Source organism: Bacillus sp. 3103sda1 (assembly GCF_024159135.1).
In the GTDB taxonomy this organism is placed as follows: Bacteria; Bacillota; Bacilli; order Bacillales; family Bacillaceae_G; genus Bacillus_A; species Bacillus_A rhizoplanae.
In genome coordinates, this window is record NZ_JAMYWS010000001.1 from 1,645,678 (window position 1) to 1,672,668 (window position 26,991).

21 protein-coding genes, 1 pseudogene, 1 riboswitch and 1 other annotated feature are annotated in these 26,991 nt (G+C 36.9%); of the genes and pseudogenes, 16 read left to right on the plus strand and 6 right to left on the minus strand.

The genetic code is table 11. The features are described 5' to 3' along the window. Window positions 1-616: 616 nt before the first annotated feature. The 5 genes and pseudogenes from NKR74_RS08335 to NKR74_RS08355 all read left to right on the plus strand — a co-directional run. The gene (locus NKR74_RS08335; protein WP_253629204.1) at window positions 617-3,748 is read left to right on the plus strand and encodes a carbohydrate-binding protein; all 3,132 of its coding nucleotides are present in this window, start codon (window positions 617-619) and stop codon (window positions 3,746-3,748) included. 34 nt (window positions 3,749-3,782) lie between these two features. Next, window positions 3,783-4,172: an Ig-like domain-containing protein gene (locus NKR74_RS08340; RefSeq protein ID WP_253629205.1), complete on the plus strand. Its 390-nt coding sequence runs from the start codon at window positions 3,783-3,785 to the stop codon at window positions 4,170-4,172. Between the two features lie 278 nt (window positions 4,173-4,450). Then, window positions 4,451-4,828: an S-layer homology domain-containing protein gene (locus tag NKR74_RS08345; protein ID WP_253629206.1), complete on the plus strand. Its 378-nt coding sequence runs from the start codon at window positions 4,451-4,453 to the stop codon at window positions 4,826-4,828. A 97-nt stretch (window positions 4,829-4,925) separates the two neighbouring features. After that, entirely contained in the window at window positions 4,926-6,023 is a 1,098-nt protein-coding gene (locus tag NKR74_RS08350; protein ID WP_253629207.1) for a HupE/UreJ family protein, read from the plus strand. Between the two features lie 193 nt (window positions 6,024-6,216). Further along, a pseudogene (locus NKR74_RS08355) lies at window positions 6,217-6,312 on the plus strand (recombinase family protein); the annotation flags it as partial. A gap of 449 nt (window positions 6,313-6,761) precedes the next feature. Here the strand turns inward: NKR74_RS08355 and NKR74_RS08360 are convergent. The 3 genes from NKR74_RS08360 to NKR74_RS08370 form a co-directional block, all read right to left on the minus strand. Continuing rightward, a complete protein-coding gene (locus NKR74_RS08360; RefSeq protein ID WP_253629208.1) occupies window positions 6,762-8,399 on the minus strand; it encodes a peptide ABC transporter substrate-binding protein in 1,638 nt (545 codons plus the stop codon). Window positions 8,400-8,591: 192 nt separating this feature from the next. After that, window positions 8,592-10,067, minus strand: a complete 1,476-nt coding sequence (locus NKR74_RS08365; protein ID WP_253629209.1) for an RNA-guided endonuclease InsQ/TnpB family protein — start codon at window positions 10,065-10,067, stop codon at window positions 8,592-8,594. Window positions 10,068-10,526: 459 nt separating this feature from the next. Continuing rightward, window positions 10,527-10,703, minus strand: coding sequence for a DUF3934 family protein (locus NKR74_RS08370; RefSeq protein ID WP_020060606.1), 177 nt, complete (start codon window positions 10,701-10,703; stop codon window positions 10,527-10,529). Between the two features lie 567 nt (window positions 10,704-11,270). On the opposite strand from NKR74_RS08370, the gene NKR74_RS08375 reads away from it, so the two are divergent. Together NKR74_RS08375 and NKR74_RS08380 are read left to right on the plus strand one after the other, a co-directional pair. After that, window positions 11,271-12,122 carry an NAD-dependent epimerase/dehydratase family protein gene (locus NKR74_RS08375; protein ID WP_253629210.1) on the plus strand — a complete coding sequence of 284 codons (852 nt, stop codon included), beginning with the start codon at window positions 11,271-11,273 and terminating at the stop codon, window positions 12,120-12,122. Window positions 12,123-12,281: 159 nt separating this feature from the next. Further along, window positions 12,282-13,175 (plus strand): sigma-70 family RNA polymerase sigma factor, encoded by an 894-nt coding sequence (locus NKR74_RS08380; protein WP_098311290.1) that lies wholly within the window; start codon window positions 12,282-12,284, stop codon window positions 13,173-13,175. 80 nt (window positions 13,176-13,255) lie between these two features. Here NKR74_RS08380 and NKR74_RS08385 read toward each other — a convergent pair whose 3' ends face one another. Beyond that, on the minus strand, window positions 13,256-13,624 hold the full coding sequence (locus tag NKR74_RS08385; protein WP_309247649.1) for an MFS transporter: 369 nt from the start codon (window positions 13,622-13,624) through the stop codon (window positions 13,256-13,258). 149 nt (window positions 13,625-13,773) lie between these two features. Continuing rightward, window positions 13,774-14,034 (plus strand) — a binding site (T-box leader). Between the two features lie 72 nt (window positions 14,035-14,106). Between NKR74_RS08385 and asnA the strand changes: the two genes are divergently transcribed. Continuing rightward, entirely contained in the window at window positions 14,107-15,090 is a 984-nt protein-coding gene (gene asnA / locus NKR74_RS08390) for an aspartate--ammonia ligase (RefSeq protein WP_253629212.1), read from the plus strand. A 350-nt stretch (window positions 15,091-15,440) separates the two neighbouring features. Then, a complete protein-coding gene (locus tag NKR74_RS08395) occupies window positions 15,441-15,836 on the plus strand; it encodes a hypothetical protein (protein ID WP_253629213.1) in 396 nt (131 codons plus the stop codon). A gap of 548 nt (window positions 15,837-16,384) precedes the next feature. On the opposite strand, the gene NKR74_RS08400 is transcribed toward NKR74_RS08395, so the two are convergent. After that, window positions 16,385-17,614 (minus strand): aspartate kinase, encoded by a 1,230-nt coding sequence (locus NKR74_RS08400; protein ID WP_253631110.1) that lies wholly within the window; start codon window positions 17,612-17,614, stop codon window positions 16,385-16,387. Between the two features lie 234 nt (window positions 17,615-17,848). Further along, window positions 17,849-18,036: riboswitch (Lysine riboswitch) on the minus strand. A gap of 212 nt (window positions 18,037-18,248) precedes the next feature. Here NKR74_RS08400 and NKR74_RS08405 point away from each other — a divergent pair. The 6 genes from NKR74_RS08405 (at window position 18,249) to NKR74_RS08430 (ending at window position 25,190) form a co-directional block, all read left to right on the plus strand. Next, the gene (locus tag NKR74_RS08405; RefSeq protein ID WP_253629214.1) at window positions 18,249-19,157 is read left to right on the plus strand and encodes a DoxX-like family protein; all 909 of its coding nucleotides are present in this window, start codon (window positions 18,249-18,251) and stop codon (window positions 19,155-19,157) included. Between the two features lie 4 nt (window positions 19,158-19,161). Further along, complete coding sequence (locus tag NKR74_RS08410) at window positions 19,162-19,791, plus strand: DUF4166 domain-containing protein (RefSeq protein ID WP_253629215.1); 630 nt, start codon at window positions 19,162-19,164, stop codon at window positions 19,789-19,791. Further along, a complete protein-coding gene (locus tag NKR74_RS08415) occupies window positions 19,779-21,407 on the plus strand; it encodes a YndJ family protein (RefSeq protein WP_253629216.1) in 1,629 nt (542 codons plus the stop codon). Before NKR74_RS08410 ends, NKR74_RS08415 begins: the two co-directional genes overlap by 13 nt. A 134-nt stretch (window positions 21,408-21,541) precedes the next feature. Next, on the plus strand, window positions 21,542-22,810 hold the full coding sequence (locus tag NKR74_RS08420) for an MFS transporter (RefSeq protein ID WP_253629217.1): 1,269 nt from the start codon (window positions 21,542-21,544) through the stop codon (window positions 22,808-22,810). Window positions 22,811-23,037: 227 nt separating this feature from the next. Next, complete coding sequence (locus NKR74_RS08425; RefSeq protein WP_098310535.1) at window positions 23,038-23,328, plus strand: GYD domain-containing protein; 291 nt, start codon at window positions 23,038-23,040, stop codon at window positions 23,326-23,328. Window positions 23,329-23,795: 467 nt separating this feature from the next. Further along, on the plus strand, window positions 23,796-25,190 hold the full coding sequence (locus tag NKR74_RS08430; RefSeq protein ID WP_253629218.1) for a PepSY-associated TM helix domain-containing protein: 1,395 nt from the start codon (window positions 23,796-23,798) through the stop codon (window positions 25,188-25,190). Between the two features lie 228 nt (window positions 25,191-25,418). Here NKR74_RS08430 and fabZ read toward each other — a convergent pair whose 3' ends face one another. Then, complete coding sequence (gene fabZ, locus NKR74_RS08435) at window positions 25,419-25,850, minus strand: 3-hydroxyacyl-ACP dehydratase FabZ (protein WP_253629219.1); 432 nt, start codon at window positions 25,848-25,850, stop codon at window positions 25,419-25,421. A 146-nt stretch (window positions 25,851-25,996) separates the two neighbouring features. Between fabZ and NKR74_RS08440 the strand changes: the two genes are divergently transcribed. Continuing rightward, on the plus strand, window positions 25,997-26,986 hold the full coding sequence (locus NKR74_RS08440) for a ketoacyl-ACP synthase III (protein WP_253629220.1): 990 nt from the start codon (window positions 25,997-25,999) through the stop codon (window positions 26,984-26,986). Window positions 26,987-26,991: the final 5 nt, after the last annotated feature.

Genomic DNA, 26,991 nt, shown 5'->3' on the forward strand with positions numbered 1-26,991 from the left:
GTATACTTCCTACTTTAGTAATAATAAAGGGTTAATACAAGCCATCACATCATGTGTAAACATAGCATGCACATTTAATAGAAGAGGTCAAAAAACGCTATTCTTCCTGTATATTTCTACAGAGAGAATAACGTTTTTTCGTTTTGGGGATATTTCAAAACCTTAGCTTGATGGACATGTGGCGGTACCCCTTAAATAAAATATTTGGTTGATAAACTATTAAGTTTCCCTTGAATATACTAGATACTTTTACCTACGATACCATTATTTTACATAAATCTAAATTTTCATACTTTACAATAAATTAACTCTGAGAAAATATAAATATAATATTTTTACATTACAATTCAAAAAGAGCCTATTAAAAAAGTACCATTTTTGGAAACGAAAGGGGGATTTCCATGACGAAAAATCTCCTCTCATCCCGATCGATGGGAGGATGCCCGCCATCCTTGTAAAGCGGGGCGACCTTCTCCAGCACAATGGAGTCGTCGACATGATTGATATAATCAATGAGTTCCGCATCAAAGTTTCACTACGGCTCTGTTTTTTTACTCAATTTTACAAGCTTTTTGAACAGACTCTTAAAATACTTAAAATATGGAGGTTTTCTGTAATGAAAAGAATATTATCTATTTCCCTCGTATTCACGATGATATTCGTTATGTTATCGACCACCACAGACGCACTTGCAAACGAATCGGACGACAAACTCGTCAAAATCGACAATATGCAGCCAGTTTACGGTCAAACGATCACCGCCAGTGCAATCATGGGTCATGGGTCAGATGGCAAAAATCTCACATTTCAATGGCAAGTACAGGAATCACGTATAAGCGATAAATATATTAATGTCAAATCGGGTGGTACATCCAAAAGCTACACCGTAACGTTAAATGATATTGGTAAAAAATTACGCGTTGTAGTTAGTTTACCATCAAATGGTGACAAAAAAACTTCATTATCCACGAACGCAGTATTAAATGCCAACCCCCTTATTGCATCGATGAAATTCGATAATAATTTAAAGGACGATGTAAATCAAGAGGATTTGACAGCAAATGGAAATTATAGTTATGTAGACGGTGTGTTACCAGGGACCAAAGCTCTGCACTTAGAAAGCGGAGACGGCAATTATGTCGGTACGAAGCATAGCTTGAATTTTGGTAATGACAGTTTTACCACATCCTTCTGGTATAAGGGTGACACTAACAATAATCAGGTAATATTATCAAACAAGGATTTTACTAAGAGCTCTAACGAAGGCTGGGCGATTTATACATCAGCTAATTCGGTCAATATGAATTTAGGATTCCCGACCGCATCAGTAAAATTTGGGCGCGACACGTTTAATGCTTCCGATTGGCGTTACGTGACATTTGTTGTAGACAGAGATAAAATGCTCGCATCGTTGTATATTGATGGTTACAAAATGACTGAAACTTCGCTGGGGGTCGGAACTTTAGATACATCGAACCCATTAAATATAGGTAGCGACGGATTGGGCAAACATGGCGGTAATTCATTCGATATAGCTGATCTTAATGTTTGGGAAGGTGCATTTAGCGGTGATGTAGTTCAAGCGAATTATAATAGTTACGCTGTAAATAAAGTAGATATGAAGGCACTTAACGACACAATATCAGAAGCAAATAAAATAATAGCAGACGGTCTCGGCAACGGCTTCAGCGAAACCGATTTTGATCATTTGAAAAAGGTCTTGAATACGGCAAATACGGTTGCAACAACGCAAAAAGAAAAATTATATACACAGGAAACCATCAATTATTACGAACGTGAACTAAACAACGCCATATTCATCTATCAAAAAAGCAATAAAACATTAACTCCCGCCAGTTTAAATATGATTGTGGACAGCGACCCAGAAGTAAGTGCTAATCCCGCAACAATCGCGCGCATTGAAAAAGATTACAGAACAGAACTGAGACTATTCCCACAGGCCGACGTACTCTTTATTCCTGGCGACGTTACCGGCGGTAACAACGCCAATGAATATGTGTGGATGAAAAATCTGACAGACATATACAATAAACTTAAAGGTGAGGGTCTGTTTGACAATACGAAGCTTTATATGGTAAGAGGCAACCATGATATGGGCGGCGCCGAACAATTTATACCTGTCGGTTCGGCGGGCGCGTGGAACGCCTCAACGAATTCATACGATAACGATTTCTTTAATAGTGCTTATAGGGTAAAGGTAAAAGGATATAATTTTGTGGGTTTTGACGGAAATTATAACAACGACAATACGGTGGGGAAAACCAAAAATTTCCTTGACCAAATTAAAAAAGAAGCGGATTACGATCCAACCAAACCCATATTTGTATCTTCTCACTACCCTATAAGCGGAACCGTGTGGGGATCGGCATGGAGCAGCGCGGCAAGTAATAATGTAGGTAAATATATTGCCGACAATAATTTTTCGCAGGTGGTATATATGTCAGGTCATACGCAATACGACCCGACCGACGAACGTTCTCACTATCAAGGTGCGGCTACGTATCTCGACAGCGGTGCGAGTTCATATTCCAGCTATATTGATAACGGTCCGTACGGCGGATATATAGAAGGCTCGTATATCAATTACAAAACCACACCTCGCATCGCGAATTTCATAGAGGTTTACGGTTCAAAAATTATCATCAAACAGTATAATTTAAGTACAGATGAATATGTAGGCACACCTTCTGTAAAAGTCGTTGGTGAAGGCAAAGAGGCCTTTACCTATAGCAGGAGCGATATAAGAGAACTCATGGCTCCGCAGTTTGAAGAGGGTATTACGGTCGATTCCTACAAAAACAACGAACTTGCTTTTACAATAAAGCAAGCAAAAGACAATGTGCGCGTTTTGGAATATAATATTCAGCTTATCAACAAGCTCACGGGGAAAGTGGACAAATCGTTTAACAGCCTTTCGCTGCCGTTAGACAAACCATTCGATGAATACAGACATTATAAGTTTACAGATTTGTCACCGACTACTCCATATATACTCAGGGTATTCGCCGACGATTCCATGTATAACCGTTCGTCGCAGGACATTGACATTGAGGCTCAAAGTGTTAATTTAAACAGCATCACTGCGCCTTCTGACATAACAGGGTTGACAATCGGAACGGCGAAGTCAGCGGATGCCCTTGGATTGCCAAAGACAGTATCGTTGGATACCGATGCAGGCAGGGGAGAAGCCAATGTGACATGGAATGTAGATGCTTCAAACTATGATCCCACTGTAAAGGCTGCACAAACCTTCGCTGTCAATGGAACTGTAACTTTGCCAACTGGGGTGAAAAATCCCAATAACGTCCCTTTGACAACAAGCATCAGTGTAACTGTTGATGCTGCAGCTTTTATTCAGGCGGAAAACTATAACTCTATGAACAATGTAAAGAAAGAGGACACCAATGACATTGGCGGCGGACAGGCACTTGGATGGATTGGTGCGGATTCTTGGATGGAATATAGTGACATCGATATTCCGTCGTCAGGAACTTATACCCTGCAATACAGGGTGGCTGTCAATAAGTCGACAGGATCCGGCATCACATTTATCGTAGACGGAGTTCCGCAGAAGACAACGACATTGCCGAATACAGGAGGGTGGCAGAATTGGTCAACAGTGTCCGATGAGGTTACACTGACGGCCGGGAAGCATACAATAAGGCTTCAGGCAGCTGCAGACGGATTTAATATCAACTGGTTCAAAATATTGTATAAGAAACTGTAATACCGAAGACATGGTAGACTTCAAACCGGTTGCCATGGATACGAACATAGGCGAAATACCCGCACTTCCTGCACAGGTTGAGGCCATATACAATGACGGAACAACAGGGGCAGTGAATGTTGTATGGGAGGAAATCACAGCAGACATGGTTGCGAAGGCGGGCACATTTACCGTGAACGGAACAACGTTAAAAGCGAAAGCGACTTATCGAGTAAAATTCGTTGATCAAGGTAAGACGGTCTTGAACATCCAACCACCTGCAGCAATCACCGAATTGGCCAACGGTACAGCGAAGACGAACGATACAGCGAAGACGGCCGCGGCTCTTGGGTTGCCTGCTACGGTCGAACTGGTTACCGATGCGGGAAGCACATCTCAAGCGAAGCGGCTGAATATTTGTTGCGAGACGCTCAATATGTATTGACACAAAAGTAGAGCAATTCAAGTGTTTGAAACTAAAAGTATACACGCAGGTGTCATCACATTAGTGACATTTAGGATAGATCGGTAATGAAACGGGGGGAGATCAATTTTCTCCCCCTCATTATTTGGACGATTAATGGTACCCAAGGTGTACTAAAGCTGCATTTCCTCGCTCTGCAACGGGATACCGGCTCATATTTCATATGTAATGTGACAGTCGCTGGCGCCGTCGGTGTAGAAATTGACCTAATTGTTGTCAGTCGGTTGTTGTGAAAGATATTGACAGACACTGGGGGTAAAGACGCCATTGAGAAGCTTGCTAGCACTGGAGTGATTACCGGATATGATGACGGGACGTTCAAACCGAACAAAACGATTAACCGTGAAAAAGTGGTTATTATTCGATCCCGTATTGTGGACTTAAGTAAAGTGGACAAAGATGCTTGCCAAAGGGGCAACTTTGCGGATATAGCAAGCGCAAGCTCTTATGCAGCAAACCAAGTCAAGGATGCGGAAAAAGCGGGAATCATCAGCGTCAAGGGCAATGGCTTATTTGATCCGAAGGGCAACTCCACACGCGCAGAGGTACTTACGATCGTTCTGAACGCATTGACCCTTAACCCACAAGTAAAAACACTCTTGGACAGCTTGAAATAAGTCGAGCGACATGTTCAAGTTGCAGATTGAACGTTCGTAACCGGATAAGCTATATTGCAGATTGTATTACTAACATTTCATGAAAAGGGGTTCCGCTATGAAGCAGCGTTCATTTCTGTCCATGTTCATCATCATGATCTTATTATTTTTTGGGACTGCCACAACTTCACTTGCGCATTCCGTAAATATGAATTACTCGGATTTAACCATTGAAGGGAACGAGATTCTCTATGATCTTTTTATTGAACAAACAGACTTGTTTCCACAATTCGGTACTGACTTGGATAATCTAGTGAACGATGAACTGGCCCAGCAAAAAATCGAATCCTATCTACAGAAAGGTCTTCGCATAGATGCAGATTCGAAGCCCTTAACGATGGAATTGATTTCGATGAACATGGCGCAAAAGGGTGCCGTAAGAGGCGTGGAATTTCAACTAAAGTTTATCGCCGATGAAGAAATCAAACAATTTAATCTTTATTACGATTTGGTGTTTGACGATGCGCCTGCTCATACGAGTGTACTCATGGTCCATGCAGGGGAATATTTTCAGCAGGATATGATTGATAGCACTAATAGAGATATTCTGATCAACCTTCCCCATATTGATAGCACTAAAAGTGATAATCTGAGCGACGTTCCCCAGCCTAAGATTGGCGCTGTTTTGTGGAAATACTTTAAGCTTGGAATCGAACACATTTTGACAGGTTATGATCATTTGCTGTTTTTGTTATCCTTAGTATTAATCGCATCTCGCTTCAAGGATGCGTTGAAAATTGTTACTGCTTTTACAATCGCCCACAGCATAACACTATTCTTGGTGGCCACCGACCGTATTCAGGTCAGTTCGCATTGGGTCGAAGTCTTGATTGCCCTGACGATCTGTTATGTGGCAGTGGAAAATATGTTTGTTCAAAAGGCGAAGTGGCGGTGGATATTGACAGCCATATTTGGCCTGATTCACGGTATGGGCTTCGCCGGGGCTTTAGCTGAAACAGGACTTCCAAAAGAAAATCTGATTGGCTCACTCCTGATGTTTAATTTAGGTGTGGAAACAGGCCAACTATTGATCTTATGCCTAGTACTGCCCCTCTTGATATGGCTGCGAAAGTTCCCGTGGTATCGTAAAATGATGATTTCAACGTCTTGCCTTATTTTTGTGCTGGCATTTTATTGGTTGATTCAAAGATTGTAATTAGGCTATTTATTGATCAATACGAGAGTTAGCGGTATTTTTGCTAGCTCTTTTTTATTATTGCGTGTCTAACCAAGTCAGGCACAACTAGCTGGTATAGTCCGGTCGAGGTAAGAGCCTAGTCGGCTCGTAGCTGACAGGCAGCTCGTGAAGAGATCCTATCTGATCGGGGTTCACAGTATGTGTTGGAGGATTATTAGAAACCCACTCTTATAGACATGTAGAGGAAATGACCGGAATTTCTAAAAGTACCTTAATCCGAGCTAAAAGAAAGATACTTATAAAATGATATTAGCAGGATTCAATTAAATAATTTGAAACGCAGGATAATTAAGTGGCCCAAATCACTATGTCTGTCTTATATCTTTTCAGTATCCTTGTAGAGAAAAGGCCAGCTGCCTACTAGTCGTTTTCCTGGAATTTAAAAAAAGAACCTTCAGTATGCTAGTTAAATATTATTCAAGAGAAAACATTAAATTAGAACAATAGGTTCGAATGGTCAGGCACGAGTTGCTGAAGCTCTTCTTTTTACTTGAATTAAAATTAGAAATAATAAAAAAGCCCCTACATTTTAGTTATTCAATTAAAGGGCGCGATTGTTGAACAAGAAGTAAAAGGGTGATACATATTATATATGACTAATATGTATCACCCTTTATTTTTTATGACTTTTTACGAATTAGGTCTTGATAATATTTTTTAAACAACTTTCTTATTTAGTTACAATGATAATTTCCCTTACTGTTTAATATACGCCCATTTATAACTATACACTCCAGCAAAAGGTCTAATGCAAACATCTTTCACATATGGTCGTTCCAGATACACAAGTCCAGCTTGATAAATAGGAGCAATGGCTGTATCGTCTTCTATGAGAATTTTTTCGGCATCTTGGAAAGCCTTCCAGCGAGCAGGTAAATCTGTTAGTAGGGAAGAACCAGCATTATGGATAAGCTCGTCGTATTTTGGATTGGAATAGTTCATTCGGTTAAATGAGCTACCTGTTATAAACATATCTAAGAATGTCATTGGGTCTGGATAATCAGCACCCCATCCAGAAAGGGAAATTTCGTAATCCTCTTTAGATTCATGTTCTAAATATACTTTAACAGGAAGTTGCGTTAATGTAATGCTTAATCCTGGTAAATTTTTTTCTAGTTCGCCTTTTAAAAATTCGGTAATCTTTTTATCATTCGAATCATCAGTGCTTAAAATTTCTAATGTTATAGTTTGGGTGCCTAATTCCTTTTTAGCAAGTTCCCATAATTTTTTTGCTTCTGCAACATTCGTCTCTATTTTTACATTACTTGTACTGCGAAAATCTTTGTTATCAGGTCCTTTTACAAATCCCTGTGGAATGAGTGCATTGGCTGGAATAGAACCATTGTTTAAAATTGTATTAGCAACGCCTTTTTTATCAAAAGCTAAGCTAATGGCTTTTCGCGCATTTTTATTTGCAAGAACTTGATTTTTTTGATTGAAACGTAAGAAAACTGTTGTTGGTCGTGCTAATTTTTTTAAGCTATCACTATCTTTGTATTTATCTACGAATTCAGCGTTAATAGTTGCTCGGTCTACTTGTTTTGCTTCAAATAGATTGACAGCTGTTGAAATATCTTTGACGATATGAGCATTAATTTCTTCTAATTTTACATTTTTATTATCCCAGTAATTTGGATTTTTCGTCATTTTATATTCTTGTTCATGTTTCCATTCACTTAGTACGAATGGTCCGTTATAGATTGCATTTTTAGCTTCTAATCCGAAATTTTTCCCTTGTGATTCTACGAACTTTTGATTTAAAGGATAAAACGTAGCAAATCCCATTAATCCAAGGAAGTATGGAACAGGATGTTCAAGTTGAACTTCTAATGTTTTGTTATCGAGTGCTTTTACACCTAATTCATTTAAAGGAAGTTCTTTTTTATTAATTTTTTTCGCATTTTTAATATCAAATAGAATTTGTGCATATTCTGAAGCTGTTTCAGGGTTTACTGCACGTTTCCATGCATACACAAAATCATGAGCTGTTACAGGATCGCCGTTTGACCATTTCGTATCACGCAGTTTAAATGTATAGGTTAATCCATCTTTACTCACTGTATGAGATTCTGCAGCTCCAGGTACAGGCTTTCCCTCAAGGCCAGGCATGTATAAGCCTTCCATGACGTTATTGAGAGCGCCAAAGGATAAGCCATCTGAGGCAATTGAAGAATCTAAAGTTGAGATTTCGCCTGATTCTACAATATTTAAAACTGGTTTTCTTTTTTCTTGCGTTTGAGTAGTGGCTGTTTCTGATTTGTTTTGGTTACATGCTGATAAAATAATAGAAAGCATAAGAATAAGAACAATGGACAGTTTTAGTTTTGGTTGCATTTTTCGTCCTCCTGTTTATTTGTCCATAAGTATAAACTTATATTTCTGAAAATTCAATAAAATAAACTCGGGATTAATAAAAACTTATAGGGATTGTATGATATAGTTCGTGCAGAGTAAAAGAAATGAACATGAAATATGAATACTCCCCCACTTAGCAGAGCTGGAAGTGGGGGTTTCTAACGTTTCGACCTAACGGACGATTAACGTTAGTGGAGTTAACACACTGGCGAGCTGTTTCACGCCTAACCCCTCTATCCCGTTTGTCCATGCATTCGGGAATGCTTTTCGTAAAATATTAGCCGCAGCGTTTACGTCTGCATTAATGAAGATTCCCTTCGCAGAACGATACATACCACGCTTGATTCGTTTTCCTGAAAAAGTTGCATGCTTGTCATTTGTTCTATACGTTGGAATGAAGTCATGATCCAAAAAACTTGCTTTGGATGTATACGATTCTTCGATTACAATCACTTCGATACCTACTTTTTTTGCTTTATATGTAATCATTTGAATCAATACACTGTGTGGGATGTGACAAAACGTTTGGTTCTGTTTCTTTCCCATATCCGTTTCCTGTTTCCAATTTTTGTTCTGACCAACCACGATTTTGCAAATTCTCTCTTCCTGCGCTCGTTTTACAATCTCATGACTTGCCTTATGAAAACGATCTTTGATTTTCAGATAACGTTTTTGATGAAGTTTTTCTAATTTTTCCGAAGTATAAGGTCCTTCGTTTGTTTGTTTCCCTTGTCGAAGAACACTTGTAAAATCACTCTTTAATTTGTTGTAGAATTGATTGATGCTTTTGATCTGCTTGCCCTTCACAAGAACAGGTTTCATACCTGTTCTTGTGACAATAGTTGCAAGGTTATCAATGCCTAAATCAATTCCCATATAACGTCCATTCTCTTCAACGGATGGTATTTTGAAAGGAGCATCTACCACCAATTCCACTACATATGCATGATATTTAGGAATCACACGAACTTGTTTCAGTTTGCCTTTGGCGCAACCTAATTTTCCAATATTTAATTGGTATTTTGTCTTTGGAAATTTTAAAAAGGTATGATGTTTAATGACACAGTCTTGGTTTGTATACAGCACCTCCTTTTCCACAGAACGAATATATTTGGGAATTCTCGGTTTTCCTGTATATTTGTTTGGATTTTGTTGATAATCTCGTAAGCTTGAAAAAAAGGAATGCCAGTTTTGAAATACAGTTTTCATGATGGATTGACTGGATTGTGTAGGTAAAGAACGATAATCTTTTTGAAGCATAGCTTTAAACAAGGCATCTAGAAAATAATAATCTACATGAGGATTTTCTTTCGTAGGTTTGGAAAACAAATTGCATTTGATTTCTTTCTGCTTTTCTTTCGGTTTCATCTTCTCTTTTGCTAATTTCTTTCGATAGGCAAGAAGCTGCGTATCATTCATCTTTTCGATATATTGATCTATCATATCCAACACTTCTTTTTGTAGGGGCTGTAACTCTTTTTCTTGTGTCAGTCCTGTATACACCTGACGTATATAAAAGTTGGTCGTATTGTACATATTCTTGGCATTCTGACAAGATTCTTGAAAGTAAGCATACATACGATGTCCTTTTTTAATCCAAATTTGAAATGTTTGATAGTTGGATTGTTGTTCCTGATTCTTTTTCATCTTTTCACCTCCTTCTTAAGAAGATTATACCAAGAAGGAACATATGTTTCTGTTATTTTCTGAAAATAAGATACACTTTTTCGATTCACCTCGCCACCTTCACGTACGTTTAGAGGTGGGAGTCCTCTCGAAAGGTATGATAGAAACGATTAAAATAAAGGATTACGATATTGTGCTTTAAATATAACTTGAAAATTTCTATAAGTGGTTCTGTCATATCGTCATCGAGTAAATAGAAAATTGTATCCACATCATAAAAAAGCTATTCTTTTGTATAAGTACTTACTAAAAGAATAGCTTTTTTCATAATATAGATTATCGTATTAATGAATTTTAAAAGTTGTCTTTTTACAATGAGTAACCACTTGTTTTGTTGTTTTAAATCTTTGCTTTTCTCCGCAAAATAAACCCACACAACATCTATCTTACACGAAAGATACCAAGCGTAAATAGCAGTCCCTATCTTTCGGATTTGTCACCTGTATTACTGTTTGTCTTTGCGCCACCCGCTTTTTTAACACCTTTGCTTGTATAAGGTTTGGCACTCTTTTTTTTGTTGGCACTGGCTTTCCATCGGTTCCAGCCCTTACTGCCTGTTCCTCTACCTGTTCCACCTTTACCTTTAGCTTTACTCATATAATATAATCACTCCGTTATTATTGTATAGCAAATCTGTTTCCACAGTAGTCAATAAATCTTTAAAATAAAATTTGGGTTTATGACTTTTTCCTTTCCGACAGTTGTTCATAAAAATGAACAGCAGGATATAATAGTATATCATAACATGGACAGTAATGCGCAAAATCCTCAGGTTTATCCCGCTAATAGAAATCTTTTAAAGTAGAAAAAAGAGTCCTTCACAGTTAGGACTCTTTTAATTTTTGCTGATAGTAATGTGTTATGTAAAAGGTGTTTAATCTTGAATTTATTAATATTATACAATATTTTTTTAGAAAATAGATTTTTGGTAATATTTCAAAAAAATTATATATGAATTGTTATCTTTTAGTTTTACGTTGCATAAAAAGAAAAAAAGTCCGAGATATGAAAAAATTTGTGATTATATTTATAGTTATGTCACACATTACATGATCAATTTGTCTTAAATATGAACGTAAAAAAAGAGTACATTTTATAGTCATTTTTTCATTCTAAAGGTACCGAATTATTAAATTTTAAAAAATGTATTATGGAGGTATAGAAATGAGAGTTTTTCTTGCTGGTGCAACAGGTGTAATCGGACGTTCTTTAATTCCTTTGTTAGTAAAAGAAGGTCATGAAGTATTTGGGATGATTCGTGATGACTCGTATGGAAGTGCAGTGACAAAAATGGGTGCAAAGCCAGTGGTAGCGGATGCATTAAATCGAGATGCTGTATTTACAGCGCTGGAAAAAAGTCAGCCGGATGTAGTGATTCATCAACTTACATCGTTAAGTGCAGGAAGCTTGGTTGATAATGCAAAAATAAGAATTAAGGGAACAGAAAATCTTGTAGATGCTTCAAAAGCGGTGGGAGTTAGACGAATAATTGCACAAAGTATTTCGTGGGCATATGAACCTGGAGACACGCCTGCTATAGAAGAAGAAATGTTGGACATTGCTGCTCCGTTTCCACGAAAAACGACCATAGAAGGCATTACGGTGTTAGAAGAAAAAGTTTCTCAAATTCCGGAATTTGTTATACTTCGTTATGGAACGCTTTATGGTCCAGGAACTTGGTATGCGATAGATGGAAAGATTGCCGATCAGGTAGGCCGGAAAGAAGTTGTAGCAACTGATGGTGTATTTTCTTTTCTTCATGTAGACGATGCAGCAAGAGCTGCATTGTTAGCTCTAGATTGGCCATCTGGTCCTGTTAACATTGTCGATGATCATCCTGCACCAGGAAATGTTTGGCTGCCTGTTTATGCTTCTGCAATTGGTGCGCCTCAGCCTCTTCGTCAAGCTGGTAGTAATCGTGGGGAGCGCGGCGCTTCCAATAAAAAAGCTCGAAAGGAATATGGATGGGAACCCATTCATCCTTCTTGGTCTAATGGGTTTCAACATAATTTGTAGAATTTGTCTAATATAATTTTTGTCATAAGAAGGCCATTTTTGTAAGAGTGTTTTTTAGAGAAATTTGCATAGGTATACCCTAGAAAGTTTTTTCTAGGGTATTTCTTATTTTATATTATGATAGATTTATTGATTAAAGAGTTTTAAGGAGGGACTACTATGGGGCAAAATAGCCTGGATGTAAGTGAATTATACATATTGTACAAATCTTATTTTATTTCTATAGCATACAAAATGCTGGGATCTCTAAGTGATGCCGAAGATATTGTCCATGATACATTTATAAAACTGCAGATGAAAGAAATTCATCCAACTGATATTAAAAACATAAAGTCGTATGTAAGCAAAATGGTTGTAAATCGTTGTGTAAATGAATTACAGTCGAGCAGAAAAAAAAGAGAAACTTACGTTGGTACTTGGTTGCCAGAACCTATTGTACAGGGCATGCAATGGGACCCTTCAGAGAAAATCATTCAAGATGACCAACTATATTATACATTTGTTGTTCTTATGGAAAAACTCTCTGCTACAGAGAGAGCCGTTTATGTCTTAAAAGAAGCATTAGATTTAAAACATAATGAAATTGCTGACTTACTAAATATTACGGAAATAAATTGCCGTAAAGTGTTTAGCCGTGCGAAGCAGAAAATGAATGTATCTTTCGGTGAGGAGTATACACCATATGAAATTCAACAAGACCAAATCACTAAGTTTATTTCGGCCTTATCGCGAAGTAATGTTCAAGAAATCTCAGAAATTCTTACTAGCGATGTAATACTTATTGCAGATGGGGGAGGGAATGTCGCTACGGCTATTAATCAAATTATTAGTAAAAAACGTGTTCTGAGCTTGTTATCTGCAATTGCTACAAAATTTTTCAAAGGAAAAGAAGCACAAGCTATCATAGTAAATAATCAGCCAGGCGTTCTCATATTAAAAGATGAAGAGGTGGTTGGTGTTTTCAGTTTCGCTTGGAAGCAAAATACGAATCAGATTGAGCGAATATTTTATGTTGTGAATCCTGATAAACTTAAGCACATTACTATACATTAAAAGTATAGAGTTGCTCTAAAAGTTGTGAGATGACTGTTAGAGCAACTCTTATTTGTAATAAAAAATGTATTGTATGTAAACTAATCATTTTGGTTAGTTTGTATCTTTTCGTAGAAATAATGTTGCTTTTTTCGTAAAGAAAATGACATTAGGATAAATAAGAATAAGATAGAGAAAATAATAAATACGACATATTTAAACATTATCTTTGTCCCGATATACGGACCTACACTAGATCCAAAAAATAAAGTAAATGTATAAAGTGCCATCGCAACTCCTTTTCTTTCTTCGCTTATTTGTCCAATATGAAAAATGATAGAAGGTAATACAATTGAAATTCCTGCTGCAAATATGATTGTATTTATAGAGAGAAAATACATGTTATCCTCTTTCAAGAACAAGAGTATTCCCGTGCAAGTAATGATAAGTCCTAGTGTGACACATTGTATTTATGGAACCAAGTTCCAATATTTTTTATTACATACTATTCGAAAATGCGTAAAATAAAGAATTGAAAAATATTTTAAAACTTTTTGTTGACTTTCTTATTTTTTTGTATAGAATAAACATTAATAAAATGTTTCAGAGATGTGACAGTAAAACGACTGTGAAAGGAAGAGTAGTAATAGGACGTAGTCCAAGCGAGTCAGGGGTGGTGTGAGCCTGATACGAAGCCTGTTATGAAGAACCTCCTGGAGTCGCTAACCGAAATCCTTTTTAGGAAAGTAGACTTAGCCGGGAACTTCGCCGTTACAAGAAGAACAGTATCGAGATATCTCTAGTCTCCGTACTGAATAAGTGAGCAACCTCTGTTGCTAATTTGGGTGGTACCGCGGAACCAAAGCCTTTCGTCCCAGTTTTTTGGGAAAGAAGGGCTTTTTTTATTGGTTTCTTTCCTCACTACATCAAAACATTTTAGGAGGAAAACAACATGTACCAAACATTAATGACAGTAAGAGAAACACAAATCGCAATTAAGGAAGTTAAAACATTTTTTGAAGAGCAATTATCAAAACGTCTTGGATTATTCCGTGTATCTGCGCCATTATTTGTAACGAAAAAATCAGGGTTAAACGATCACTTAAACGGTGTAGAGCGTCCAATTGAATTTGATATGCTGCATTCAGGAGAAGAGTTAGAAATTGTACATTCACTAGCAAAATGGAAAAGATTTGCCCTGCATGAATATGGATATGAAGCTGGTGAAGGTTTATATACAAACATGAACGCAATTCGCCGCGATGAAGAGCTTGATGCAACGCATTCCATTTACGTTGATCAATGGGATTGGGAAAAAATTATTCAAAAAGAATGGCGTACAGTAGATTACTTACAAGAAACAGTACGAGAAATTTATGGAATATTCAAAGATTTAGAAGATTATTTATTTGAAAAATACCCGTTCTTTGGTAAGTACTTACCGGAAGATATCGTATTTATCACATCTCAAGAGCTTGAAGATAAATATCCAGAATTAACACCGAAAGATCGTGAGCATGCGATTGCGAAAGAACACGGTGCAGTCTTTATTATCGGAATTGGGGGGGCGCTACGCTCTGGTGAAAAACATGATGGACGTGCATCTGACTATGATGATTGGAAATTAAACGGAGATATCTTATTCTGGAATCCAGTACTGCAGTCTTCATTTGAATTATCATCCATGGGGATTCGTGTTGACAGCAAATCTCTTGATGAACAATTAACAATAAAAGGGGAAGATTTCAAACGTGATTATGATTTCCATAAAGGCATTTTAGAGGGCGTGCTTCCACTTACAATGGGCGGTGGTATTGGACAATCAAGAATGTGCATGTACTTCTTACGCAAAGCACATATTGGCGAAGTTCAAACTTCTGTATGGCCAGATGACATGCGTGAAGAGTGCAAAAAGCAAAACATTCACTTGTTCTAAAAAGAAAACAAGGGATGCAATTGATAAATATACCATAATTAGAAGAGGATACTATGTCCAACATGAGGGCATATATCCTCTTTTTTCATACATCTCATACTACATACCTAGAGATTGAAACTGTAGTCTAACATGTATATAACGATAACGGAACAAATGGTCATTTGTTAAGAAGGGGACGTAGGCCACAGCGGGAGGCGTAACAAGGTGCAGGAAGTGAAAATTTATTGACATAAAACCTGTTAGTGGTAGTTAGTCTGCCTAACTTTAAAGGAGAATAAGCTCCTTTATTTTTTTTAAGCATAGCATGTAAAAGACTATGAAATATTTATGAAAAAGTAGGTGGAAACATGACATTAGATTCTCAACGTATTATAGCCTTCCCGGGAATGGGCATGGGTGGCTTCCCAGGAATGGGCATGGGTGGCTTCCCAGGAATGGGCATGGGTGGCTTCCCAGGAATGGGCATGGGTGGCTTCCCAGGAATGGGCATGGGTGGCTTCCCAGGAATGGGTATGGGTGGTCCTCCAGGAATGGGTATGGGTGGTTTCCCAGGAATGGGCATGGGTGGTTTCCCAGGAATGGGCATGGGTGGTCCTCCAGGAATGGGTATGGGTGGTTTCCCAGGAATGGGCATGGGTGGTCCTCCAGGAATGGGCATGGGTGGTTTCCCAGGAATGGGCATGGGTGGTCCTCCAGGAATGGGCATGGGTGGTTTCCCAGGAATGGGTATGGGTGGCTTCTAAGTAATGGTTATACCAATTATGCTATAACCTGGATGTCTAATAATTTATATCAAGATATAAATGACAATGGGTAAAGTTAACCTACGCATCAATCCATTAGTGGAAACTTACTTATTGCCATCTATTAACTTATACAAGCTTTCTTACCTTATCTAAAAATCAAGGCTGATCCTTTTTTATCCCGCATTAACGGGCAGTAAGACCCCCGCTTCAAGATTGAGAGAGAAGCGAGGAAGATAGGTAGGGGATAACTACCCGTAAAAGCCCGATTGGTTCAACTAGCCATAAGTGGGAGATGAAAAAAATCTCCACTGATGGAAGTTTCACCTTTTTACTTCACAATTAATGAAAAAACGATTCTTTAAGTAATAAAGTAAACATTGCAACAAATACAGCTAAAAACCGCACATACATCTAATCTTTCTTCATTAAAGGAGGCTTGAGTTTGAGAAAAAGAAAAAAGGAGAACACATGACTAATATGTGTTCTCCTTTATTTAGGGAGTTTTGTGATTTAGGTCTTGATAACTTCTCCATCCCTTGTTTTATTTAATTTACTGATACGAGAGGCTCGATTTTTGCCATAAACGATTCATGAAGTGCTTCCACACCTTTTATTAAGTTAAGACGATCAATAACGACAGAGACTTTAATTTCAGATGTACTTACCATTTTAATATGAATATTTTCTTCTTGTAATGTTGAGAACATTTGAGCAGCTACACCTGGATTAGATACCATACCTGATCCAACAATTGATACTTTTGCCAAATGATTTTCATATTCTACAGATTCATAGTGCATAACCTCACGATTTTCTTCTAGTACGGCTAATGTTTCTTTTAAGTCATTCGAATGAATAGAGAAGGATAAATGTACAGTTCCTTCATTTGTAATACTTTGAATAATAATATCTACATTAATATGAGCACTCGCTAATGTAGAGAAGATTGTAGAAAGTTTTCCTTGTTGTAATCCTTTAATTGTTACGCGCGTAATATTGTCTTCAAATGCAATGCCTTTTACGATTGATTGTTGTTCCATGTCACATTCTCCCCTTACGATTGTTCCGTTTTCTCGTTCCATACTTGAGCGAACTTCTAATATAACGTTATGATTTTTCGCGAATTCTACTGCTCTTGGATGCAGCACACCAGCACCAAGGTTTGCGAGTTCTAGCATTTCATCATAGGAAATTTCATCTAATTTGTAAGCATCTTTTACAACTCGTGGATCAGTTGTGTAAACACCTGTTACATCCGTATAAATATCACATTTTTTTGCTTGTAATGCTGCAGCTAATGCGACTGCAGTTGTATCAGACCCGCCGCGGCCGAGCGTCGTAATTTCTTGTTCTGCGCTTAATCCTTGGAAACCGGCTACAACGACAATTGTTCCTTCTTGTAAATGAGATTGAATACGCTCTGTATCAATATCGGTAATTCTTGCGCTGCCGTGAACGGATTCGGTTGTAATACCTGCTTGCCAGCCTGTTAGTGAAATTGCAGTATAACCTTTCGCTTGCAGAGCCATTGTTAATAAAGAAATTGAAATTTGTTCACCTGTTGTAAGCAGCATGTCCATTTCTCGTTTACTAGGCTGATCAGTAATACCAGCAGCTAAAGATACTAATTCATCTGTATTATGTCCCATCGCGGAAACGACCGCTACAATTCCATGTCCTCTTTCATATTCTTCAATGACTAAATCCGCAACATGTTGAATACGTTCGATACTTCCAACGGATGTACCTCCAAATTTTTGAACAATAATTTCCATCATGAGAGCCCACTTTCAATTTAATATTGGTTAATAAATTAGGAAAAATGTTGTTAAACATAAGATGGGAAATATAGATCCCTTTCATTCCTGTAAGTTACCGAAAGCAAATAAAAAAACACCATCTCAAATAGGTGAGGATGGTGCTGTTACAGGAAAAAGGAAACAGAAAACGGAGCTAATAAAAAAACCGCCAAAAAAGAAGACGATCATAAAGAAACATGATCTCTCTTTTTTGTAGATAGCTCCTCATATATACACCGCTGTATATATGACAGTTCTGTTTCTATTCGAAAACAGCCCCAATTTACATGTTCAGAGAAACATATAAATTTCGGCAACTTTTCCTTTCTTCTAAACTCACTGACAATCTCTGTGTCTCCTTTAGAATACTCATAAAAGTTGCAACCTCTATCTCACGTCGTTCGGCGAGAGTGATTGGTTGTATGAAGTTGTTGGTAACATTTGTTCCATAGTAATCAAAATGGTGAGAGAAATCAAGTGGGTTATAAAAATTCAGAAAATTAAATCTATTAGAGTGTGAAGTGGAAATGATATAAAATGTGTTTAAAAGAAGAAATTATAACAATATTTTGAAAGATATAAATTATATTATATGGATGGGGCAGTGTGGATGGAAAAGCAAAAACCTATTTATGTGCAAGCTGAAATAGAAACAACAATGAATGAACTTTGGAAATATACACAAGATCCAAAGATACATACAGAATGGGATGCGCGGTTTACAGAAATATCGTATTTAGAGAGAAAAGAAGGCGAACCGCAGCGTTTTTTATATAAAACAAAAATTGGTTTTGGACTTGAAATTGCTGGAGAAGGAGAATCAATAGGAGAACTACAAAAAGAAGATGGGGGAAGAATTTCTTCATTGAAATTTTGGACAGAGAGTAAACTTTCGTTGATTGCGGTAGGAAGAGGCTATTGGAAGTATACACCGAATGGGAACAAGATTCGCTTTGAAACGCAATATGATTATGAAACAAGGTTTGGAAATATAGGGGGATTTATAGATTCATACATATTTCGTCCGTTATTAGGATGGGCAACTGCATGGAGTTTTGATGCTTTAAAACTGTGGTTAGAAAAAGGATTTCATCCACGTTTATTATTGAAAAGAGCTGTTACGTACTATTTTGTTTGCTTTTTACTTTCTTTTGTATGGATTTATCAAGGCTTTATTCCGAAAGTTTTATATACTCACCCGGAAGAGGTACGAATGCTTTCTAGTCTTATTGGTGCAACTGATAATGTTGCATGGATTATTAAAATGATTGGCTTCTTGGAAATCGTGTTTGGAATCGCATGGTTGATACCTTTCCAAAAAAAGAAATTGTTTTTCGTTCATATTATTATACTATTGGCATTGACAGCTGTAGCAGGATTCACAAATATTGATAGTTTTATACAACCTTTTAATCCAATTACTTTAAACATCATGCTAATTGGATTCTCAATAATCGGTTATGTAAATAGTAATAATTTACCGCAAGCAAAACATTGTAAAAGAAGCAGAAAGGGGTGAGAATTTGTCTTCCATTTACGAAACATTATTAGGAGAATCCTATCATCAGTTACATCCAAAATTACAGAAACGTTATGCAATTACAGAAAAATATAGTTTTGTAGGAGAAGGAAGGATGGATGAAATTACAGAAGGCTCAGTTGCTGTAAGAATGTTTTTAAAAGTAGCAGCAAGATTCCGGATGTTCTTTTCAGAAAGAGGGGAAGAAGTACCGTTTATCATTCAGAATACTGCAGAGAAAGATAGTAGAGGAGAGGTATTTGTAAGATGGAATCGGATGTTTCTATTTGGTGAAAAAAAGCGTTATTTTAATGCTGTTATGTATTTGAATGATAAACAAGAAGAAATTGTCGATTATTTCGGTGAACCACATTTGCTCGTATCGACGCTTGCGTTTCATGTTGATGCAAAAGGAGCGATTTATATTTCATCAAAAAAACAATGGTTCTACTTATGTGGAATGAAAATTCCATTGCCAAGGTTTTTATATGGAGAGGCAAAGATTATAGAAAGTTATGATGATGAATTAGATTGTTATCGGATTTATGTACAAGTGCAAAATCCGATATTAGGGCCGCTTTTCTCTTATAAGGGGACGTTTAGAGAAAGGGATGTAAATATATGCGAAATATAATAATCGGTCTCCTCTGTTATGTCATTTTTCTCATTTTAGAGTGGCCAAAGTTACATCCTGTTGAATCGATTATATTATTGTCAATTCTTCTATTTATCCCGATGGCGTTTTCTATTGTAGATAAGAGAAAAAGAGATGGAGATGAATTATTCTGTTACAAACTTGCGGTATTTATTTATCCAATTGCAGCGATAAGTGCGATGCTTGCTTTTGTAACAAACCATTTTCTATTTGCGATAATTTGGTTCATATATACGGGTATTGTAGCATTATTTGGTGTATGTAGATTATTAGAAAGAGGATGGAAACCGCTAGAAGAAACAGCGATTGATAGTGGATTTATGTATTTATTTTTAGGCGGCTTTTGGTTCTTTGTTTCTGTAGCAAACATACCAATTATGCAGTTTAGTTCAGATATCGTCTTACTCACAGCAGCTCATTTTCATTACTCTGCTTTTCTACTTCCTTTATCTGCGGGTTTGCTAGGGAGAAAGCAACAAAAGAAAAGTAAATTATATACGATTGTTATGTTTATTATCATCATCTCTCCGATGACAGTTGCCATTGGCATTACCTATTCGAGAATATTCGAGTTTTTTGCGGTGCTACTCTATCTTATTTCGCTCTATGTTTACGGCATTTTTGTATGGAAAACAAAATTTACATCTATAAGTGCGAAAGTTTTTCTTATCATTTCGTCTAGTACACTTATGGTGACTATTCTTTTCTCTCTTTTATACTCATACGGGAATTTCAGAGGAATGATGACTATTTCGATTGTACAAATGGTTTGGATTCATGGGGTTGTAAACGGAATTGGCGTGGCATTACCTGCTTGTATGGGGTGGATGATCGAAAAGAATGATCCGAAATACATTCATTATGGAAAAACAATGAGTCGTATTAAAGGAAAGATGAAAATTGGAGAGAATGTTTTATTGGAAAATAAGCTAATAGAGAAGAACGAATATACAGGTCTTATAAATAAAATGATAGATTTTCATAGTAAACAGTTTAATCCAAAAAGTGTATCACCGCTCATTATTGATTTTTATGAGAACACGAAAAACTATGAATTAAAAGCAACTATTTATTGGTCACGTTGGTTTCAAACATTTGCCTTTCTTTATGAAAAAATAAGTCGACGTGTGCAGCAAATTCATTTAGGAATGGGAAATCGGTTAGAGGTTATGCATGGAGAGATTGTCTCTATAAAAGATGAAAAAGACGGTAGAAATGATGTCAGAGCATGGATTCGGAAAAACGAACAGAAAGAAACAATCTTTGTGGCGCTCTACTCTCAGCATGAACATACTGGAGAAACATACATGAATATTGCGCTGCCATTACCATATGCGAATATGACTGGAATGTTAAAACTGCGTAATGATAAGAAAAATCTTATCATTACGAGTCGGTTACGGAACAGTACAAAAGGGGATGAGGGGATTTATTTACATAGCCGCTTTTTTACGATTCGCTTACCGTTAGCTGAAACGTTTGTGATAAGAGACAAGGATAAAATCACGTTAACAGCACATCATCAAATGTGGATGTTTGGTGTGAAGTTTCTTGAGATTGATTATGAAATAGAAAAAACGATTGCTCGAAAATAGCAATCGTTTTTTTATTGCTAGATAATACGATATAAAATACAAAAAAAAATAAAAATTGAATTTTTAGAAAATTATCACATTTAAATGTTATAATGGAATGCAGTATTGTTTTATTTTAGGTAAGGAGGGGACATATGCAAGGAGAGATAGAGATACAAGAACAAAAAAATTCAAATTATATAAGTAATTTATTATTACCTATTACAAAATCACGTCATTTTACTTTTTTATGGATCGGGCAGCTCTTTTCAGTTCTTGGAAGTTCTATTACAATGGTTATTCTTCCGGTGGTTGTATATACATTAACAGGCTCGACAGTCGTTATGGGGATGACAATGGCGATGTATATGCTTCCAAATGTACTTATTTTACCATTTTCAGGATTAATTGTAGATCGCCTTAACCGTATTAAATTGATGTTATTTACCGATATTGTTCGAGGGATATTAATGACAACGCTAGCAATACTCATGTTTACTGATACTTTAACGATCCATATTTTATATGTATTAGTAGCGATGTATGGTCTTATGGAAGGGTTATTTCAACCAGCCTATTCAGCAGTTCGAGCAAGAGTGTTTGTGCCAGAAATTCGGAATGCGGCTAACGCATTAACCCAGATGAGCAGCCAAGGCGTACGTTTAATTGGTCCGGCACTTGGGGGCCTCATTGTCTCCATCGCATCAGCGGGTATCGGTTTTGGTTTAGATGCATTGACTTATTTGCTTTCTTTTATGTGTTTACTATTTTTGAGGGATTTGACAGCAAAAAAAGCGCAAGACAGGGCAGATAATAAAGTGAACCTAAAAAAAGATTTCATTGAAGGAATTGTAGTATTAAAAAGCCATCCGTGGTTATGGATTACAATTTTAGCATTTTCGTTTATTAATATTTGTCACGCAGGTATTGTAGTCGTCTTAATTCCTTGGTTATTTAATATTCATCATCACTTTGAACCTTTTGTTTACGGCCTCGGAATGGCATTTTCTGGCGGGGGTGCAGTTGTTGCTGCTCTTATTTTTGGAGGGAAACAGGAGTGGCATAAACGTGGTTTATTGGCTTATGGTGGTGTTTTAATTAGTGGATTGGCGCTTTTAATAATGCCTTTTGTCTCATGGGCACCAGCATTAATTGGATTAATGGCTCTTGAAGGGTTTGGCATTATGATTTTCGGTTTAATTTGGGAAACGAGTTTGCAAGAACTTGTGCCGGAAGAAGCGTTTGGTAGAGTTGTTAGTCTCGATATGCTTGGATCCTTTGCACTATTACCGATAGGGTATTTGATAGTTGGATGGTTGGCTAATATAATTGGTGGTATTTTGACTATCATCATTTTAGCGATTGCGGCTATTGTAGTGGTCCTGTCTGCTTTATCTGTTCCGAGTATTCGTCAGTTTGATTGATGTTTGTTTATCACGCATTAACGGGCAGTAAAACCCTCACTGATGGAAGTTTCACTTTATATGTCCTTTCATTAATAAAGAAGAAGTGCATCATCATGTAGTGCCTTTAATGGGAAGTATGTAAAGTAGAAGGAATTCACCTGAGGAGAATGATAATTTAATATTTTTGTTGAGTAATGAATATAGTCTTAGCTGTTTTTATTCCTATTAAATAAGAGGAGGTTTTTATGCAAAAATATATACTTCTAGCAAAGTTTAATCGTGAAGGAAATGTAAATATAAAAAATATTAGTGAACGTTTTTCTAATTTACATAAGAACTATGAACGATTCGGTGGACGTATTTTAACTGCTTATGCCATTGTAGGTGAATACGATATGGTTATCACTTTTGAAGCACCTGACATATTAGCAGTAAAGAAAATTGATTTAGCGGGCAAATTACCAGGGATGGTGGAAACGAAGATTTTTCCACTATTGGATATGGGCGAATTTCAGCAACTAGTAACAGAAATCTAACTTGTTAGATATGATGTTTTTTCAAGAACGACTAAGTTGGTTTACATTTTCTATATTGGCTTCTTGTATTGTTAGGATTATGAGTTTTTATGCTGAGTGAAGCCAATGTTCCTTATGAAGAAATTTTAAAAGATTAACTAAGTAAGTAACATGTATGGATTTATTATAGAGGCGCCTCTCTGCATAGTGAGAGGTGTCTTATTTTTTGCTTTGAACAGTATGTAAATTTATCCAGAATTAACTAGGAGTAAGCGCCTTATCTCAAGATTAAGAGAAAACAAAGAAGATAGGTGGGGGATGAGTACCTGTAACCCGTTCTAGTCAAAGTTTTAAGAAGAATTACAAATAAGTTTGAAAAATTCTCACAAAATGTTCACATATGTTCGATATATTAAAAATCAGAATTATAATCTTACATGTTTATACGAAAAGGGAAGAGCAAGTATCATTTAGGGGGAAAATAGAATATGTTTGCAAAACGACAAACGGTAAATCATTCTGCAGAAAAGTATGCAACTCAGTTGGAAGTTTCAAAAGCGCAATCTTTGTATCGAGCTGTATGGCGTTGGCATTTTTATGCCGGTATCATCTTTGCACCTTTTGTAATCTTATTGACAATTACAGGTATCATCTATTTATTTAAACCACAAATTGAAAACATCATATACAAAGATTATTACTATGTACAGGCGGAAAAAGAAAAATTGACTGCTGAAGAACAAATAGAAGTAGTCAAAAAAGCGTATCCGGATGCTTCTATTACAAAGTACAAGCCATCCTTTACATCAGATCGTTCAGCAGAAGTAGGAATTATAGATAAGGGAGTCCTGATGACGATATTCGTAAATCCACATGATGGTAAGAGTTTAGGGGGATTAAAGAACGGAGAGAAATTCATGAGCGAAGTGGAACGGATGCATGGCGAGCTTATGATTGGAACGACGGGAGATCGTATTGTAGAGATGGCTGCTTGCTGGGCTATGATTTTGTTGATTACTGGCTTATATTTATGGTGGCCGCGCAATAAAAAATCAATCTTTGGTACATTGATTCCAAGATTCACTAAAGGAAAACGGACGATGTTACGTGACTTACACTCCATTCCGGCTTTCTGGTTCTCACTGTTCATTTCTATATTCATACTGACGGGACTTCCTTGGTCCGGGTTATGGGGAGATTATATTAATAAAATCGCAACGACTACAGAAACGGGATACCCAACAGGACTATGGGACGGTAATTTGCCGCAGTCGACTGTTCCGTCTAAAGCGGTGGCGGATGTACCTTGGGCAGCAGAAAAATTACCAGTTCCGGAGTCTAAGGGAAATAAAGCAGCCTCTCTTACAGTGGCAGACATTATGAAAATAGCAGAAAAAAATCATTTAGAGGATGGATATTCAATCACATTTCCTAAGGGAGAAAAAGGTGTGTATACAGTTTCCGTTAAGCCTGATAAACCGGAAGTGGAAGCAACTTTGCACATCGATCAGTACAGCGGCAAAATATTGGCAGATTTACGTTTTGCGGATTATGGAATATTGGCTAAAGCGATTTCTATCGGGATTGCGCTGCATGAAGGGCATTATTTTGGCCTAGCAAATCAGTTGTTGGATCTTGTAATCTGTCTTGTATTAATCGGAATTGCTGTAACAGGCTGTATGATGTGGTGGAAACGCAAGCCGTCTGGTACATTAGGTGCGCCTTTTTTGCCGAAGAATTTCAAATTAATGAAAGGTGCAGTAGTGCTTATTATCATACTAGGGATTTTGTTCCCTTTAGTGGGCATTTCACTGTTTGTAGCTTTGGCGCTTGATTGGTTAGTAATAAAGAGAGTTCCGGTTTTGAAAAAATGGTTTGGCTAATATGGATTATTTATAGCGTAGGGAGAATAGTATGAAAAAGAAAATCTTTTCATATGCAGTAGTAAGTATTTTATTGATAATGTGTATATGTTTGTATATAGATCATAATAAAACGAATGAAACAAAAGCTACATCTACGCCTTGTCATATCAACAAGTAGAGTATAGAAAATAGCGAATCATTTTAAGGAAAATAAGAAAGCCCACTTGCGTTTGCAAGAGGGTTTTCTTATTTATTATCGTAAAGAGCAAATGTAACTTCTGCCTTACAAGCGATTTCTCCATCTACTGTAGCAATAGCATGAGCTTTTGCAATTGAACCACGAACACGCGTCATCTCCACTTCTAAACGTAGCTGATCACCGGGACGAACTTGTTTTTTGAAGTGACAATTGTCAATACCGGCAAAAAGACCGAGCTTTCCATGGTTCTCTTCTTTCATAAGCATAATAACTGCACTTACTTGTGCTAAAGCTTCCACAATCAGGACACCGGGCATAACTGAATAGTCAGGAAAGTGACCAGCAAAAAATCCTTCATTAGTCGTAACATTTTTGATTCCAACTGCGCGTTTTCCTTCTTCTATTTCAATAATGCGATCAATTAATAAAAGGGGGAAACGATGTGGAATAATTTCTTTAATTTGTTGAGTATTGAACATGAATGTCTCTCCTTTATACCGTAGCTAGATATTTTAGTTATGTTAATTTCCTAAAATTACATGTTTGAATATTGACAATAATTAGTACCTAGTACTATTATCTAATTATAAAACTAAGTGTAAAAATAGTAAAGGGGGATAAATGTATGCAATCAAAAGCAAGAATTACAGCTATTGGTACCTATGTACCCGAAAAAAAGCTAACCAATGATGATTTAGAAAAAATAGTAGATACAAATGATGCATGGATTATACAAAGAACTGGAATGAAGGAAAGAAGAATTGCTGGTGATAACGAATATGCCTCTACATTAGCTTTTAAAGCCATTGAAAATTTAGTGGAACGTTATCATAAAAATCTTGTTGACGTGGATTGTATTCTAGTTTCAACAACTACACCTGACTACGCTTTTCCAAGTGTAGCTTGCCAAATACAAGAGTATTTTAATATTCAACATACAGGCGCTGTTGATCTCAATGCAACTTGTGCTGGTTTTACATATGGATTACATCTGGCGAATGGTTTGATTACATCTGGTCTTCATCGCAAGATTTTAGTTATAACGACAGAAACCTTATCTAAAGTAACAGATTATACCGATCGAACTACATGTATCTTATTTGGAGATGCAGCTGCGGCTGTCTTAGTAGAGAAGGATGAAGAATTGTCTAGTTTTATAGCTACCCATATTGGGACAAATGGGGAAGGGGGCATGCATGTATATCGGACGAATTTATCTACCACCATGTTTGGAAATCCATTGAGAACACATGGAAAGATGGTTCAAAACGGAAGAGAAGTATATAAGTGGGCGGCACGGACGCTACCAATTGGGATTAAAGAATTATTATATCAAGCGGAGTTACAACTGGATGAAGTGGATTGGTTTGTTCCACATAGTGCTAATTTACGAATGATTGAATCTATATGTGAAAGATCAGGTTTCCCACTGGACAAAACTTTAACTAGTGTAGAATACATGGGAAATACTTCTTCTGTCTCCATTCCATTAGCATTGGACATCGGTATGGACGAAGGAAAGCTGAAAAATGGAGACACTCTTTTACTGTATGGATTTGGGGGAGGTCTTACGCATGCTGGGCATATTATTAAGTGGCATTTAGCAAAGGAATAGGAGAT

Coding starts and splice junctions, on each gene's coding strand:
- NKR74_RS08335 (WP_253629204.1), top strand. CDS start 617: ATGAAAAGAATATTATCTATTTCCCTCGTATTCACGATGATATTCGTT.
- NKR74_RS08340 (WP_253629205.1), top strand. CDS start 3,783: ATGGATACGAACATAGGCGAAATACCCGCACTTCCTGCACAGGTTGAG.
- NKR74_RS08350 (WP_253629207.1), top strand. CDS start 4,926: ATGAAGCAGCGTTCATTTCTGTCCATGTTCATCATCATGATCTTATTA.
- NKR74_RS08360 (WP_253629208.1), bottom strand. CDS start 8,399: ATGCAACCAAAACTAAAACTGTCCATTGTTCTTATTCTTATGCTTTCT.
- NKR74_RS08365 (WP_253629209.1), bottom strand. CDS start 10,067: ATGAAAAAGAATCAGGAACAACAATCCAACTATCAAACATTTCAAATT.
- NKR74_RS08370 (WP_020060606.1), bottom strand. CDS start 10,703: ATGAGTAAAGCTAAAGGTAAAGGTGGAACAGGTAGAGGAACAGGCAGT.
- NKR74_RS08375 (WP_253629210.1), top strand. CDS start 11,271: ATGAGAGTTTTTCTTGCTGGTGCAACAGGTGTAATCGGACGTTCTTTA.
- NKR74_RS08380 (WP_098311290.1), top strand. CDS start 12,282: ATGGGGCAAAATAGCCTGGATGTAAGTGAATTATACATATTGTACAAA.
- asnA (WP_253629212.1), top strand. CDS start 14,107: ATGTACCAAACATTAATGACAGTAAGAGAAACACAAATCGCAATTAAG.
- NKR74_RS08395 (WP_253629213.1), top strand. CDS start 15,441: ATGACATTAGATTCTCAACGTATTATAGCCTTCCCGGGAATGGGCATG.
- NKR74_RS08400 (WP_253631110.1), bottom strand. CDS start 17,614: ATGGAAATTATTGTTCAAAAATTTGGAGGTACATCCGTTGGAAGTATC.
- NKR74_RS08405 (WP_253629214.1), top strand. CDS start 18,249: ATGGAAAAGCAAAAACCTATTTATGTGCAAGCTGAAATAGAAACAACA.
- NKR74_RS08415 (WP_253629216.1), top strand. CDS start 19,779: ATGCGAAATATAATAATCGGTCTCCTCTGTTATGTCATTTTTCTCATT.
- NKR74_RS08420 (WP_253629217.1), top strand. CDS start 21,542: ATGCAAGGAGAGATAGAGATACAAGAACAAAAAAATTCAAATTATATA.
- NKR74_RS08425 (WP_098310535.1), top strand. CDS start 23,038: ATGCAAAAATATATACTTCTAGCAAAGTTTAATCGTGAAGGAAATGTA.
- NKR74_RS08430 (WP_253629218.1), top strand. CDS start 23,796: ATGTTTGCAAAACGACAAACGGTAAATCATTCTGCAGAAAAGTATGCA.
- fabZ (WP_253629219.1), bottom strand. CDS start 25,850: ATGTTCAATACTCAACAAATTAAAGAAATTATTCCACATCGTTTCCCC.
- NKR74_RS08440 (WP_253629220.1), top strand. CDS start 25,997: ATGCAATCAAAAGCAAGAATTACAGCTATTGGTACCTATGTACCCGAA.